The organism is Streptomyces griseus subsp. griseus (assembly GCF_000720255.1).
GTDB lineage: Bacteria > Actinomycetota > Actinomycetes > Streptomycetales > Streptomycetaceae > Streptomyces > Streptomyces griseus_I.
On sequence record NZ_JOJE01000013.1, the window covers coordinates 101,923 to 116,686 of the forward strand.

Here is a 14,764-nt window from a genome sequence, read left to right on the forward strand (position 1 = left end):
GGAAGCCTTCACGTCACAGCACCCACCTTCGCCGACCTGAAAAGCCCTCAAAAGCTCGTGGGAAGGCCAGACGAATCCTGATGGGGAACTCAATGTCGTTCATCGGCCGTGACATGGCTGTCGACCTCGGGACCGCCAACACGCTGGTGTACGTCAGGGGTCGCGGGATCGTACTCAACGAGCCGTCCGTCGTCGCGATCAACACCAACACCGGTGGCATCCTCGCGGTCGGCGCCGAAGCCAAGAAGATGATCGGGCGGACCCCTGGCAACATCGTCGCCGTGCGTCCGCTCAAGGACGGTGTCATCGCCGACTTCGAAATCACCGAGCGGATGCTCCGCTACTTCATCCTGAAGATCCACAAGCGGAGGTACCTCGCCCGGCCCCGGGTCGTCGTCTGTGTGCCGTCCGGCATCACCGGCGTCGAGCGCCGTGCCGTCATCGAGGCGTCGACCCAGGCCGGCGCCCGCCAGGTGCACATCATCGAGGAGCCCATGGCCGCGGCCATCGGCTCCGGCCTGCCGGTCCACGAGGCCACGGGCAACATGGTGGTGGACATCGGCGGCGGCACCACGGAGGTCGCGGTCATCTCCCTCGGCGGCATCGTCACCGCCCAGTCCATCCGCGTGGCGGGCGACGAGTTGGACAGCTCGATCATCCAGCACATCAAGAAGGAGTACAGCCTTCTTCTGGGCGAGCGGACGGCCGAGCAGATCAAGATCACCATTGGTTCGGCGTACGACCTCGACTCCGACGAGCACACCGAAATCCGCGGCCGGGACCTCGTCTCCGGGCTGCCCAAGACCGTTGTCATCTCGGCCGCCGAAGTACGCAAGGCGATCGAGGAACCCGTCAACGCCATCGTGGACGCGGTCAAGACGACCCTCGACAAGTGCCCGCCGGAGCTGTCCGGCGACATCATGGACCGCGGAATCGTTCTGACGGGCGGTGGGGCCCTGCTGCGCGGGCTCGACGAACGGCTGCGCCGCGAGACCGGCATGCCCATCCACATCGCCGAGGACCCGCTGGACAGCGTGGCGCTCGGTTCGGGCAAGTGTGTCGAGGAATTCGAGGCGCTCCAGCAGGTCCTGGACGCCGCGCCGCGCCGATGACGCGACTCCTCGATTCCGCCGTACGAGATGATCTCCTCTCGTGCGGCGGATCGTTGATATCGAGGCATAAGCTCACCCACAAACGCCTGTACGTTCCAAACACCCCGCACATTCCTAGAGGGAAGGGCACGGCCGCCGCACGTGAGGGACACACGAGAGAGCCGGCTGCTCCTGGTGCTGCTGATCGCCATCGCGTTCGCACTGATCACGGTGGACATCCGCGGCGGGGAAGACTCCCCGGTCGACGGTGCCCGCCAGGCCGCGGCCGCGGTCTTCGGTCCGATCGAGAACGGGGTGTCGTCGGCGGTCGATCCCGTCGGCAACGCGGTCTCCGCCGTACGCGACTCGGGTGAGCGCCACGACCGGCTCGCCGTCCTGGAGAAGGAAAACGCGGCCCTCAAGGCGAGACTCGGCAGCGACGACCGCAACCGCAGCCGGCTCACGCAGCTCGACAAGTTGCTGAAGACCGCCGGCGCCGGCCAGTACGGCATCAAGGGCGCCGAGGTCATCGCGATAGGAGCGGCGCAGGGCTTCTCCTGGACCATCACCATCGACGTCGGCGCGAACGACGGCATCAAGCGCGACATGACCGTCCTCAACGGAGACGGACTGGTGGGCCGCGTGACCACCGTGGGACCGAACACCGCCACCGTCCTCCTCGCCAGCGACCCGGACTTCACCGTCGGCACCCGCATGGAATCCACCGACGAACTCGGCTTCGCCTCCGGACAGGGCGACCAGCCGCTGCGCGTCGAACTCCTCAACGGCAAGGCGGACGTCAAGAAGGGCGACCGGCTCGTCACCTTCGGCTCGCAGGCCGACAAGCCGTTCGTGCCGGGCGTCCCCGTCGGCGTCGTCTCCCGCGTCGACCCCTCCGGCGGCGGCCTGACCCGCACCCTCTACGTCACCCCGTACGCCGCCTTCACCAAACTCGACATCGTCGGGGTCGTCGTCCAGGCCCCGAAGAAGGATCCGCGCGACACCGTGCTGCCGGCCAAGCCCAAGCCGACCCCCACGCCGACGGTCACCGTCACGGTCACCCCGTCCGCGAGCGCGCCCGCCGACGGCCAGTTCGAGCAAGAGCAGTAGGAGCTGATTTCCCGTGCGCGTCAACCGGATCCTGCTGTCCACCTCGCTGGTCGTCGTGGCCCTGGTGCTCCAGGTGTGCGTCCTCGCCCGCCTCCATCTACCCGGCGCCGTCCCCGACATACTGCTGCTCACCGTCCTGGGCCTGGCCATGGTCTACGGCCATGTCGGCGGCGCCCTCATCGGCTTCGGCGCGGGTCTCCTCGCCGACCTCGCCCCGCCCGCCGACCACGCCGCAGGCCGCTACGCCCTGGTGCTGTGCGTCATCGGCTACCTCGCCGGTCTCATCAAGCCCGAGACCGGCCAGATCAAGTCGGCCACCGGCCCGATGGTCGTGGTGGTCGGCGCCGCCATCGGCTCCACCCTGCTCTACGCCGGGGTCGGCGCCCTCGTCGGCGACACCGCCGCCCGCCATGTGGGCCTGGGCAGCCTGCTGTTCACGGCCGCCGTCTACGACCTGCTGCTCGCCCCCTTCGTCGTCCCCGGCATCATGGCGCTGGCCCGGCGCGCCGACAACGACCCGCTCGCCGAGACCGGCTCCGCCGCCAAGGCCACCGACATCTCCTCGGGCTGGCTCTCCGGCGGCACCGGCCTGAAGATCGGCGGGCAGCGCACCGGACTGCGGGTGAAGGCCGCCCGGTCGAGGGTCGCCCGCGCGGGCCGCATCAAGGGGGTCAAGCGGCTGTGAGCGCGGGTGCTCGCGCGTGGAGCGCGCCAGTGGATGAGTTCACCCGAACGGGGAAGCTCCGGCGGAACGGAGCCTCACAGGCCGGTCGTTCATCATGCGTACGGGCACACGCGTCCGTGCGTGCACACACGTTCGCGTACTGAGAGGGGGAGGCAGCCGCAGTGACCAACATTCCCGAGACCGGGCGGACCCCACGCGTCCAGATCCGGCTCGTCGTGATCCAGATCCTCGTCCTCTCCCTCCTCGGCACCCTCGGCGGGCGCCTGTGGTACCTCCAGATCCGCGAGGGCGCCGCCTACGCCAAGGAGGCCTCCGGCAACCACGTCCAGCAGGTCGTCGAGCCCGCGGTGCGCGGCTCGATCCTGGACGCACGCGGAGTTCCCCTCGCCGACAACGAGACCCGGCTGGTCGTCTCCGCCTCCCGCACCGACCTGCTGAAGATGAAGGACGACGGCAAGGCCGTCCTCAGCAAGCTCGCGGGCGTCCTCGGCATGACCCCGGCCGACGTCATGATGAAGGTCCGGCTGTGCGACGCCAAGACGCCCCAGCCCTGCTGGAACGGCTCGCCGTACCAGCCCATCCCCATCACCGACGAGGCCACGGCGAAGCAGGCCCTGCAGATCCGTGAACGCGCCGAGGACTTCCCCGGGATCACCGCCGAGCCCGAGGCCGTCCGCCGCTACGCCGCCCCCGGCAAGGCCAACACCGCCCAGGTCCTCGGCTACCTCTCGCCGGTCACCGACGAGGAGATCACCAAGGCCCAGGACACCGACTCGCCGTATCTGCGCTCCGACCAGGTCGGCCGCTCCGGCCTCGAGCGCCAGTACGACAAGCAGCTGCGCGGCAAGGCCGGTGTGACCCGCTACGAGGTCGACAACCTCGGCCGCGTCATCGGCAAGGCGGAGGCCACCCCCGCCGAGTCCGGCTCCACCCTCGTCACCAGCGTCGACGCCCGCGTCCAACGGGTCGCGGAGTACGAGCTGGACAACGCGATGAAGATCGCCAGGACCCAGTTCGACAAGATCACCGGTGAGAACTACAAGGCCGACTCGGGCGCCGTCGTCGTGATGGAGGCCAAGACCGGCCGGATCGTCGCCATGTCGTCCGCCCCGACCTACGACCCGAACGTCTGGGTCGGCGGCATCTCCGCCAAGGACTACAAGAAGCTCACCGGCAAGAACTCCGACTACCCGCTGCTCAACAGGGCCATCCAGGGTCAGTCCGCGCCCGGTTCGACGTTCAAGGTGGTCTCCACGGCCGCCGCGGTCGAAGCCGGCTACGAGTGGGACGGCGGCTACCCCTGCACCAGCTCCTACTCGGTCGGTGGCCAGGTCTTCAAGAACTTCGAGGGCGAGAACTTCGGCCCCATCTCCCTCGGCCGGGCGCTCGAGGTCTCCTGCGACACCGTCTTCTACGGCCTCGCCGACCGGGAGTGGAAGAGGGACGGCGGGATCAACCCCAAGAAGGGCGAGCCCAAGGACTACTTCTACAAGGCCGCCCACCAGTTCGGCCTCGGCAAGGAGACCGGCATCGACCTGCCCAACGAGGTCACCGGCCGCGTCCCCGACCGGGCGTGGAAGGAGGCGTACTGGAAGGCCAACAAGGACGCCTGGTGCAAGTCCGGCAAGAAGAACGGCAGTTACGTCGAGAAGATCGCCTACGAGAACTGCCTCGAAGGCAACAAGATGCGCGAGGGCGACTCGATCAACTACTCCATCGGCCAGGGCGACACCCTCGTCACGCCGATCCAGGAGGCCGCGATCTACGGAGCCCTCGCCAACGGCGGCACCATGTACCAGCCGACCATCGGCAAGGCGATCGTCAGCGCCGACGGCAGGACAGTCCAGGAGATCAAGCCGAAGGCCAAGGGCAGGCTGCCGATAGACCAGGCGACCCTCAAGGGCATGGACTCAGCCCTTGAAGGCGTGGTCACCCGCGGTACCGCCGCGTGGAAGTTCGGCGGCTGGCCGCAGGACAAGATCCCGCTGCACGCCAAGACCGGTACCGCCGAGGTCTACGGCAAGCAGACGACGTCCTGGCTCGCCACGTACAGCAAGGACTACACGGTCGTCATGACGATCGCCCAGGCCGGTACGGGCTCCGGTGCCTCCGGTGAAGCGGTGCGCCACATCTACAACGCCCTGTACGGCGTCTCCGCCGACGGCAAGATCGAGAAGAAGAACGCCCTGCTGCCCACCCCGCAGAAGAGCCTGCCGAAGATCAAGACGGACGGTTCGATCACCGCGCCGAAGGTCGCCAAGGACCCGGCCAAGGACCAGCGGGTCAGCCAGGAGGGCGAGAAGGCCCCGGACGAGGGCCAGCCGGCGGGCACCGTCGCCTCACCGGCGGCCACCAACCGCGACACCCGCAGGCGCGGCCGCAGGAGCCGTAAGAGGGGATGCCGGAGGATGCTCACATGACCGGGGCCAACAGCTTCCAGGTCTCCGGGTACGGGCCCGAACGGGCCGGCTGGACACGGATCTTCGCCCGTGATTCGCTGGCCCGCCGACTCGACTGGCCGATACTGCTGTCGGGCCTCGCCCTGTCACTGATCGGCTCGCTCCTGGTCTACTCGGCGACCCGCAACCGCACCGAGATCAACCAGGGCGACCCGTACTACTTCCTGGTCCGGCACCTCATGAACACCGGCATCGGGTTCGCCCTGATGATCGGCACGGTCTGGCTCGGCCACCGCACCCTGCGCAACGTGGTGCCGATCCTCTACGGCCTCTCGGTCTTCCTGCTCCTCCTTGTGCTCACCCCGCTCGGCTCCACGGTCAACGGCGCGCACTCCTGGATCGTGCTCGGCGGCGGCTTCTCGCTGCAGCCCTCGGAGTTCGTGAAGATCACGATCATCCTGGGCATGGCGATGCTGCTGGCCACTCGTGTCGACGCGGGCGACCGGGAGTACCCCGATCACCGGACCGTCCTGCAGGCCCTGGGCCTGGCCGCCGTGCCGATGCTGATCGTGATGCTCATGCCCGACCTCGGCTCGGTCATGGTCATGGTGATCATCGTGCTGGGCGTGCTGCTCGCCTCCGGCGCCTCCAACCGTTGGGTGTTCGGCCTGATCGGCGCGGGCGCGGCCGGCGCGATCTCTGTCTGGCAGCTGCACATCCTTGACGAGTACCAGATCGCCCGTTTCGCGGCCTTCGCCAACCCCGAGCTCGACCCGGCGGGCGTCGGCTACAACACCAACCAGGCCCGCATCGCGATCGGTTCGGGCGGACTGACCGGGGCGGGACTCTTCCACGGCTCCCAGACCACCGGCCAGTTCGTGCCCGAGCAGCAGACCGACTTCGTCTTCACCGTCGCCGGTGAGGAGCTGGGCTTCGTCGGCGCGGGACTCATCATCGTGCTGCTCGGCGTCGTCCTGTGGCGGGCCTGCCGCATCGCCCGCGAGACGACCGAGCTGTACGGCACGATCGTCGCCGCGGGGATCGTCGCCTGGTTCGCCTTCCAGGCCTTCGAGAACATCGGAATGACCCTCGGCATCATGCCGGTGACCGGCCTGCCCCTGCCGTTCGTGTCCTACGGCGGTTCCTCGATGTTCGCGGTGTGGGTGGCGGTGGGGCTGTTGCAGTCGATCCGGGTGCAGCGGCCGATGTCGGCCTAGCGGCACCTGAAGGGGGGAGCGGAATGGCCGAGGAGTTCGTGGCCCTGTGTCCGGTGACCGAGGAGCTGGTGAGCCAGCTTCTCGCGCTGGCGGAGCTGGACCTGACCGACGACGACGCCATCGAGGCGCGGATGCGCGAGGCCGGCTGGCCCGACTGGTCGCAGGCGGTGCGCGGGCCGGCGTACGAGGAGACGCCCGATGTCCCCGACGCCACCCACGTCACCCCGCAGGGCCACTTCGTCACCTGCGACGGTGACGGCTCGCTGCACCTGCCGTTCGCCTACCTCTACTCGGTCGACGGCGGTCTGCTCGACGAGGACTGCTGGGGCACGCTGCCCGGTTGGACCAGTGAGGAGGGCGCCTGGCGGCCGGAGTTCGACGCCCACTTCGCCGCCGTCGTCCAGCGCTTCACCGACCGGCTCGGCCTGCCGAACCACGACATCCGGCAGCCCAGGTACGACACCCGGTACGTCAGCTGGCGCCTGGAGCACAACGCGCTGATCGTCGGACAGGGCCCGGAGCCGCTGTCGTACCACCAGTTCGAGGACGCCCATGTGTACCTCGTCTCCCGGACGGCGAAGGACGCGCCGTTCCCGGACGGGGAGCGGATGCGGGCGCTGCTGACGACCTGATCGAGGGCGCCCACCACTGCCGTCCCGGCCGGTCAGCCACTAGATTCATTCCATGGCGGAGACGAAACGCGAGATCGAGCGCAAGTACGAATCCGACGAGAGCGGGCTTCCCGACCTGACCGGCGTCGCCGGAGTCGCGGACGTCCTCGACAAGGGCGTGGCGGAACTGGACGCCACCTACTACGACACGTCGGACCTGCGCCTCGCCGCGGCGTCGATCACCCTGCGCCGCCGCACCGGCGGCTCCGACGCCGGCTGGCATCTGAAGCTGCCGGTCGGCCCCGGCGTCCGGGACGAGGTCCGGGCCCCCCTCTCCGACACCGTCCCCGAGGAACTGGCGGCGCTGGTCCGCTCACACGTCCGCGGGGGCCAACTGGTGGCCGTGATCCGGCTGCGCTCCGACCGGGACGTACGCGAACTCCTCGACAACGCCGGGCGCCTCCTCGCCGAGGTGAGCGTGGACGCCGTACGGGCGGATCGGCTCTTCGGCGGCGAGGGCACCGCCCAGTGGACCGAGATCGAGGTGGAGCTCGCCGACGGCGGTGACCCGGCCTTCCTGGACAAGGTGGAGAAGCGATTGCGCAAGGCGGGCGTACGGCCGTCGGCGTCCCCGTCCAAGCTGGCCCGCGCGCTCGCGGAGACGGCTCCGCGCCGCAAGCGCCGCAAGGGCGCGACACGGCCCGGTGAGCCCGTCACCGCGGGCGACCACGTCATGGCGTACGTCCGGGCCCAGCGGGACGCCATCGTCGAGCTCGACCCGGCCGTGCGCCGGGACGTCGAGGACTCCGTGCACGACATGCGGGTCGCCACCCGCCGGCTGCGCAGCACCTTCCGCTCGTTCGGCAAGGTCCTCGACCGGACCGTCACCGACGACGTCGGCGGGGAGCTGAAGTGGCTGGCCGGAGAGCTGGGCCTGGGCCGCGACCAGGAGGTCCTCGCCGAGCGCCTGACCGCGTCCCTCGACGATCTGCCCCCCACCCTGCTGTCGGGTCCGGTGCGGGAGCGGCTGGGCGCCTGGGCCGGTGCCGGGCGCGGCGGCTCGCGCCGCCGCGTGCTGGGCGTACTGGACTCCCCGCGCTATCTGACCCTGCTCGACACTCTGGACGCCCTGGTCGCCGACCCGCCCCTGCGCAAGGCGTCCGGCCGCAAACCGCGCAAGGTGCTCGCCAAGGCCGTACGCAAGGACTTCGGAAAGGTCGCCGTACTGGTGGAGGAAGCCATGGAGCAGCCGCCCGGCCAGGACCGTGACCTCGGCCTGCACGAGGCCCGCAAGAAGGCCAAGCGGACCCGCTACGCGGCGGAGGCGGCCGTCCCCGCGCTCGGCGCCCCGGCGAAGGACCTGGGCAAGTCCATGAAGGCGCTCCAGACCCTGCTCGGCGAGCACCAGGACAGCGTGATGACCCGCACGACCCTGCGCGAGCTGTCCGCGGTGGCGCACGCGGCGGGAGAGAGCTCCTTCACGTACGGGGTGCTGTACGGGCGTGAGGAGCGCCGGGCGGCGAGTACGGAGGGGGAGCTGCCCGGGGTGTGGGCGTCGATGCGCGGCAGTCTGGATCTCTGAGCGCCTCCGTGCGTACGGGGGAGGGCTTCAGCCGCGTTAGGCTAGATGGTCACCCCTGTCAGCTCACGAAGGTTCGCGAGATGCCTGCCGAATCCGCGGAGGCCGCTGAGTCTGTGTTCCCGCAGCTCGAAGCTCTGCTCCCGCATGTGCAGAAGCCGATCCAGTACGTCGGCGGAGAGCTCAACTCCACGGTCAAGCCGTGGGAGTCCTGTGACGTCCGCTGGGCGCTCATGTATCCGGACGCCTACGAGGTCGGTCTGCCCAACCAGGGCGTCATGATCCTCTACGAGGTGCTGAACGAGCAGGAGGGCGTCCTCGCCGAGCGCACGTACAGCGTGTGGCCGGACCTGGAGGCGTTGATGCGGGAGCACGGCGTCCCGCAGTTCACGGTGGACAGCCACCGGCCGCTGAAGGCCTTCGACGTGTTCGGTCTGTCCTTCTCCACGGAGCTGGGCTACACGAACATGCTGACGGCGCTGGACCTGGCGGGCATCCCGCTGGAGTCGAAGGACCGCGGCCTGGACGACCCGATCGTCCTGGCCGGCGGCCACGCGGCCTTCAACCCGGAGCCGATCGCCGACTTCATCGACGCGGCGGTCATCGGCGACGGCGAGCAGGCCGTCCTCGACATGACCCGGATCATCCGGGAGTGGAAGGCGGAGGGCCGGCCGGGCGGCCGCGAGGAGGTCCTCTTCCGCCTGGCGAAGACGGGCGGGGTGTACATCCCGGCGTTCTACGACGTGGAGTACCTCCAGGACGGCCGTATCGCCCGTGTGGTCCCCAACCGCTCGGGTGTCCCGTGGCGCGTGTCGAAGCACACGGTGATGGACCTGGACGAGTGGCCGTACCCGAAGCAGCCCCTGGTGCCGCTGGCCGAGACGGTCCACGAGCGGATGTCGGTGGAGATCTTCCGCGGCTGCACCCGCGGCTGCCGCTTCTGCCAGGCCGGCATGATCACCCGCCCGGTCCGGGAACGCTCGATCACGGGCATCGGCGACATGGTCGACAAGGGCCTGAAGGCGACGGGCTTCGAGGAGGTGGGCCTGCTCTCCCTGTCCTCCGCGGACCACTCGGAGATCGGCGACATCGCCAAGGGCCTGGCCGACCGCTACGAGGAGGACAAGATCGGCCTGTCCCTCCCCTCCACCCGCGTCGACGCCTTCAACATCGACCTGGCGAACGAGCTCACCCGCAACGGCCGCCGTTCGGGCCTCACCTTCGCCCCCGAGGGCGGTTCGGAGCGCATCCGCAAGGTCATCAACAAGATGGTCTCGGAGGACGACCTGATCAGGACCGTCTCCACGGCCTACGGCAACGGCTGGCGCCAGGTGAAGCTGTACTTCATGTGCGGCCTGCCGACGGAGACCGACGAGGACGTGCTCCAGATCGCCGACATGGCGACGAAGGTGATCGCCAAGGGCCGCGAGGTCTCCCGCTCGAACGACATCCGCTGCACGGTCTCGATCGGCGGTTTCGTCCCCAAGCCCCACACCCCCTTCCAGTGGGCGCCGCAGCTGTCGGCCGAGGAGACGGACGCCCGCCTGGAGAAGCTCCGCGACAAGATCCGCGGCGACAAGAAGTACGGCCGCTCGATCGGCTTCCGTTACCACGACGGCAAGCCCGGCATCGTCGAGGGCCTGCTCTCCCGGGGCGACCGCCGCATCGGCGCGGTCATCCGCGCGGTCTACGACGACGGCGGCCGCTTCGACGGCTGGCGCGAGCACTTCTCCTACGACCGCTGGATGAGTTGCGCCGACAAGGCCCTGGTTCCCTTCGGCGTCGACGTCGACTGGTACACCACCCGCGAGCGCTCCTACGAGGAGGTCCTCCCCTGGGACCACCTCGACTCCGGCCTCGACAAGGACTGGCTCTGGGAGGACTGGCAGGACGCCCTCGACGAGACGGAGGTCGAGGACTGCCGCTGGACGCCCTGCTTCGACTGCGGAGTGTGCCCGCAGATGGACACCTCGATCCAGATCGGCCCGACGGGCAAGAAGCTGCTGCCCCTGACGGTCAAGGACGCGGGACCTGCGGCCGGTGGACACACTCACTGAGACCCGGGCCGGTCATGGAGCCCCCTTCGCCTGCGGAGGGGGCTCTTGTCGTGCGGTCAGGAATCGAGAAGCGCCGGACCCCGCGCCGCGTCTACGGTGAGGTCCATGAGGACCGAGAGGGAGTCGAACGTGCCGCATGCTGCCGACAGCCATGATGTGATTCGCGTGCACGGGGCGCGGGTGAACAATCTCAAGGACGTCAGTGTCGAGATTCCCAAGCGTCGGCTGACGGTGTTCACCGGTGTGTCCGGGTCGGGCAAGAGTTCGCTGGTCTTCGACACGGTCGCCGCGGAGTCGCAGCGGCTGATCAATGAGACGTACAGCGCGTTCGTGCAGGGGTTCATGCCGACGTTGGCGCGGCCCGAGGTCGACGTGCTGGACGGGCTGACGACCGCGATCATCGTGGACCAGGAGCGGATGGGCGCCAACGCCCGCTCGACCGTCGGAACCGTGACGGATACCAACGCGATGCTGCGCATCCTGTTCAGTCGGATGGGGAAGCCCCACATCGGGCCGCCCAACGCGTATTCGTTCAACGTTCCCTCGGTGAAGGCGAGCGGTGCGATCACCGTCGAGCGCGGTGGCAGGACGAAGGCCGAGAAGGCCACGTTCAATCGGCTGGGCGGGATGTGTCCGCGCTGTGAGGGCATGGGCGCGGTCACCGACTTCGACCTGTCGGCGCTGTACGACGACAGCCTGTCGCTCAACGAGGGCGCGCTCACGATCCCCGGCTACAGCATGGAGGGCTGGTACGGGCGGATCTACCGGGGCTGCGGATTCTTCGACCCGGACAAGCCGATCCGCCGGTTCACCAAGAAGGAGCTGCACGACCTGCTCCACAAGGAACCGACCAAGATCAAGGTCGAGGGGATCAACCTGACGTACGAGGGGCTGATCCCGAAGGTCCAGAAGTCGTTCCTGTCCAAGGACGTCGACGCGCTGCAGCCGCACATCCGCGCCTTCGTGGAGCGGGCGGTGACGTTCTCGACCTGTCCCGAGTGCGACGGCACCCGGCTCAGCGCCGAGGCGCGGGCGTCGAAGATCGACGGGAAGAACATCGCCGACGTCTGCGCGATGCAGATCAGTGACCTGGCCGACTGGGTCCGCGGGCTCGACGATCCGTCCGTGGCGCCGCTGCTGACCGCGCTGGCGCACACGCTCGACTCGTTCGTCGAGATCGGCCTCGGCTACCTCAGCCTCGACCGTCCCTCGGGCACCCTCTCGGGCGGCGAGGCGCAGCGCACCAAGATGATCCGCCACCTCGGCTCCTCCCTCACCGATGTCACCTACGTCTTCGACGAGCCGACGATCGGGCTGCACCCCCATGACATCCAGCGGATGAACCGTCTGTTGCTCCAGTTGCGCGACAAGGGCAACACCGTGCTGGTCGTGGAGCACAAGCCGGAGGCGATCACGATCGCCGACCACGTCGTCGACCTCGGCCCGCGCGCCGGCGCGGAGGGGGGCGAGGTGGTGTTCGAGGGCACGGTCGAGGGGCTGCGGGGCAGTGGCACGCTCACCGGGCGGCATCTGGACGACCGGGCCGTGCTGAAGCCCTCGGTGCGCAAGCCGTCGGGCGTGCTCGAGGTGCGCGGCGCCGCCACGAACAACCTGCGGGACGTCGCCGTCGACATCCCGCTCGGCACGCTGGTCGTCGTCACCGGGGTCGCGGGCTCCGGCAAGAGTTCGCTGATCCACGGCTCGGTGTCCGGGCGGGACGGAGTGGTCTCGGTCGACCAGACCGCGATCCGTGGCTCCAGACGGAGCAACCCGGCGACGTACACCGGACTGCTCGACCCGATCCGCAAGGCGTTCGCCAAGGCCAACGGCGTCAAGCCGGCGTTGTTCAGCGCCAACTCCGAGGGTGCCTGCCCGGCCTGCAACGGTGCCGGTGTCGTCTACACCGACCTGGCGATGATGGCCGGCGTCGCCACCACCTGCGAGGCCTGCGAGGGGAAGCGGTTCCAGGCGTCGGTCCTCGACCACCACCTCGGCGGCCGTGACATCAGCGAGGTGCTGGCGATGTCGGTGACCGAGGCCGAGGAGTTCTTCGGCGCGGGCGAGGCGCGTACGCCGGCCGCGCACAGGATCCTCGACCGGCTCGCCGACGTCGGTCTCGGCTATCTCACCCTCGGCCAGCCGCTCACCACGCTGTCCGGTGGCGAGCGGCAGCGGCTGAAGCTGGCCACGCACATGGGTGAGAAGGGCGGCGTCTACGTCCTCGACGAGCCGACCACCGGCCTGCATCTCGCCGACGTCGAGCAGCTGCTGGGCCTGCTCGACCGGCTCGTGGACTCCGGCAAGTCGGTCATCGTCATCGAGCACCACCAGGCGGTCATGGCGCACGCGGACTGGATCATCGACCTCGGTCCGGGGGCCGGCCACGACGGCGGCCGCATCGTCTTCGAGGGCACCCCGGCCGACCTCGTCGCCGCCCGCTCCACCCTCACCGGGGAGCACCTCGCGGCGTACGTCGGTGCCTGACCGGGGTTCTCGCGGGCGCCGAACGGGGTAGCTCCGCGTGCGCCTCGTCGGCTCCGGCTCGAGCCTGGATCCATGAGTCTGCGTCCCTGGGTCGTCGTCGAGGCGCCGGACAGGCGTGGCCTGCGGCAGGTCACCCTGGGCGGCGAGAGGGTGGGCAGCGCCTGGTCATCGGGGGAGTTGCGCAAGCTGCTCGCACGCCACGGCTGTCCGCCGGACATGGATCTGGAGGATCCGGTGTCCTTCTGCTGGCGCGGGGGTGACAGCAGGACATGGCCCGACCGCGCCTGGGTAAGGCGGTCGGTCATCGTGGTCATGATGACCGGACTGCTCGCGTCCACGGTCCTCAACGCGGTGATCGGATGGCCGGACGCCTCCGGCGCCCTGACTTTCGCGCAGCGGATCAGTGGCGCTCTGTTCGTCCTGTCTGGCGTGGTGCAAGGTGCGGCAGCGATCGCGGTACTCGACTACTGGGGGAGAGGACAGCACAAGACCTCTGGGGCGATTGTTCTGCTCGGGGTGCTCATCGCGCTGGCCACTGACAGTCTCCTCCTGTCCATGTGGCTCGAAGAGAGGGAGTTCACGTACTACCTGCTGGTGTTTCTTCCTCTCTTGTGCTGGTCTCTCTGGGCACTCCTCCTTCTGGTGCGCGAAAAGTCGTGGATGGGTATTCCACAACCCAAAAGGTTTGCGGCCGGAGTGGTCGCCACAGCGCTCCTGACCGGCGTCAGCCTGGCGTATTCCACCATGTACCAGCCTGCTGCGGCGCCCATGCACTTCTCCCTGAGAGCGGAGTTCGGGAGGTCTCGGGCGGACCAGCATCTTCCCTTTGTCCATGTCCCGTTGACTCTTTACATGAAAAACACTGGAGGGATTCCGGTGTACATCATCAACGACATTTACACGGTTCGTGGAAGAAGTGCTGAATATTTCCAGACCGGGGACCTGTCCGCAGGATGGAGAGAGAGCTCGGGCAGGCGGGGTGAACGTGAGGGGGAGGCGGAACTGAACGTCGGTAATATCAAGTACACACCTATAAGCAGCGGTCATTTCTACGGTCCTGGCAACTGGCTCGACGTCGGGCAGGAATACACGCTGAAGAAAGTGTTCGAAATTCCTGAGGATACCCTTTATGACACGGTGAGCGTCGACTTGCAGATCGCGTACCTCAGGAAGGACCGTGGGAAGCTCGACGTGGATGAGTTCAGGTCTCCTCATCCTACCTGGAATGTGAGTGATCGGAAGTATTACTGCCCCCCGGCGTTGTGCGGAGAGCAGCTCATATATCGCGGGCTCATACGGCACAACAACAACCTCGTGAACGTGACGCGCAAACCGCGCTATGTGACAGCGATCTGGTCTCCCGGGCGCCGACGCATCATATCCTCGATCTCCTCGTTCTCTTTTGAGGTATGGAGGAGAGATCCCCGGGAAGAAAAAAGAGAGGCGGACCGTTATGGTGCCGCCAAGGCCCGTGCCAGTGCAGAGGTGCCCGTCGCGGAACTGCTGAGCCCTTCCGACACTTGAGACGCAG

At 68.4% G+C, this 14,764-nt stretch carries 10 protein-coding genes; all 10 read left to right on the forward strand.

The window, feature by feature from the left end:
• Positions 1-92: 92 nt before the first annotated feature.
• On the forward strand, positions 93-1,112 hold the full coding sequence (locus IG99_RS19180) for a rod shape-determining protein (RefSeq protein WP_037675591.1): 1,020 nt from the start codon (positions 93-95) through the stop codon (positions 1,110-1,112).
• A gap of 141 nt (positions 1,113-1,253) precedes the next feature.
• Complete coding sequence (gene mreC, locus IG99_RS19185) at positions 1,254-2,201, forward strand: rod shape-determining protein MreC (protein WP_037675593.1); 948 nt, start codon at positions 1,254-1,256, stop codon at positions 2,199-2,201.
• Positions 2,202-2,214: 13 nt separating this feature from the next.
• Positions 2,215-2,886: a rod shape-determining protein MreD gene (mreD, locus tag IG99_RS19190; RefSeq protein ID WP_037675595.1), complete on the forward strand. Its 672-nt coding sequence runs from the start codon at positions 2,215-2,217 to the stop codon at positions 2,884-2,886.
• Between the two features lie 161 nt (positions 2,887-3,047).
• A complete protein-coding gene (gene mrdA, locus IG99_RS19195; RefSeq protein WP_037675597.1) occupies positions 3,048-5,306 on the forward strand; it encodes a penicillin-binding protein 2 in 2,259 nt (752 codons plus the stop codon).
• Positions 5,303-6,502 carry a rod shape-determining protein RodA gene (rodA, locus tag IG99_RS19200; protein ID WP_037675599.1) on the forward strand — a complete coding sequence of 400 codons (1,200 nt, stop codon included), beginning with the start codon at positions 5,303-5,305 and terminating at the stop codon, positions 6,500-6,502. Before mrdA ends, rodA begins: the two co-directional genes overlap by 4 nt.
• A 23-nt stretch (positions 6,503-6,525) precedes the next feature.
• The gene (locus tag IG99_RS19205) at positions 6,526-7,134 is read left to right on the forward strand and encodes a hypothetical protein (RefSeq protein ID WP_037675602.1); all 609 of its coding nucleotides are present in this window, start codon (positions 6,526-6,528) and stop codon (positions 7,132-7,134) included.
• A 52-nt stretch (positions 7,135-7,186) separates the two neighbouring features.
• On the forward strand, positions 7,187-8,695 hold the full coding sequence (locus IG99_RS19210) for a CYTH and CHAD domain-containing protein (RefSeq protein WP_037675604.1): 1,509 nt from the start codon (positions 7,187-7,189) through the stop codon (positions 8,693-8,695).
• An 80-nt stretch (positions 8,696-8,775) separates the two neighbouring features.
• Positions 8,776-10,749, forward strand: a complete 1,974-nt coding sequence (locus tag IG99_RS19215) for a TIGR03960 family B12-binding radical SAM protein (protein ID WP_037675605.1) — start codon at positions 8,776-8,778, stop codon at positions 10,747-10,749.
• Between the two features lie 105 nt (positions 10,750-10,854).
• Positions 10,855-13,233: an ATP-binding cassette domain-containing protein gene (locus IG99_RS19220; protein WP_037675607.1), complete on the forward strand. Its 2,379-nt coding sequence runs from the start codon at positions 10,855-10,857 to the stop codon at positions 13,231-13,233.
• Between the two features lie 72 nt (positions 13,234-13,305).
• Positions 13,306-14,757, forward strand: coding sequence for a Yip1 family protein (locus IG99_RS19225; protein ID WP_037675608.1), 1,452 nt, complete (start codon positions 13,306-13,308; stop codon positions 14,755-14,757).
• Positions 14,758-14,764 lie beyond the last annotated feature (7 nt).

Excerpts from the sequence above, each read along its gene's own strand:
- IG99_RS19180 (WP_037675591.1), top strand. The coding sequence starts at position 93 with ATGTCGTTCATCGGCCGTGACATGGCTGTCGACCTCGGGACCGCCAAC.
- rodA (WP_037675599.1), top strand. The coding sequence starts at position 5,303 with ATGACCGGGGCCAACAGCTTCCAGGTCTCCGGGTACGGGCCCGAACGG.
- IG99_RS19205 (WP_037675602.1), top strand. The coding sequence starts at position 6,526 with ATGGCCGAGGAGTTCGTGGCCCTGTGTCCGGTGACCGAGGAGCTGGTG.
- IG99_RS19210 (WP_037675604.1), top strand. The coding sequence starts at position 7,187 with ATGGCGGAGACGAAACGCGAGATCGAGCGCAAGTACGAATCCGACGAG.
- IG99_RS19215 (WP_037675605.1), top strand. The coding sequence starts at position 8,776 with ATGCCTGCCGAATCCGCGGAGGCCGCTGAGTCTGTGTTCCCGCAGCTC.
- IG99_RS19220 (WP_037675607.1), top strand. The coding sequence starts at position 10,855 with ATGAGGACCGAGAGGGAGTCGAACGTGCCGCATGCTGCCGACAGCCAT.
- IG99_RS19225 (WP_037675608.1), top strand. The coding sequence starts at position 13,306 with ATGAGTCTGCGTCCCTGGGTCGTCGTCGAGGCGCCGGACAGGCGTGGC.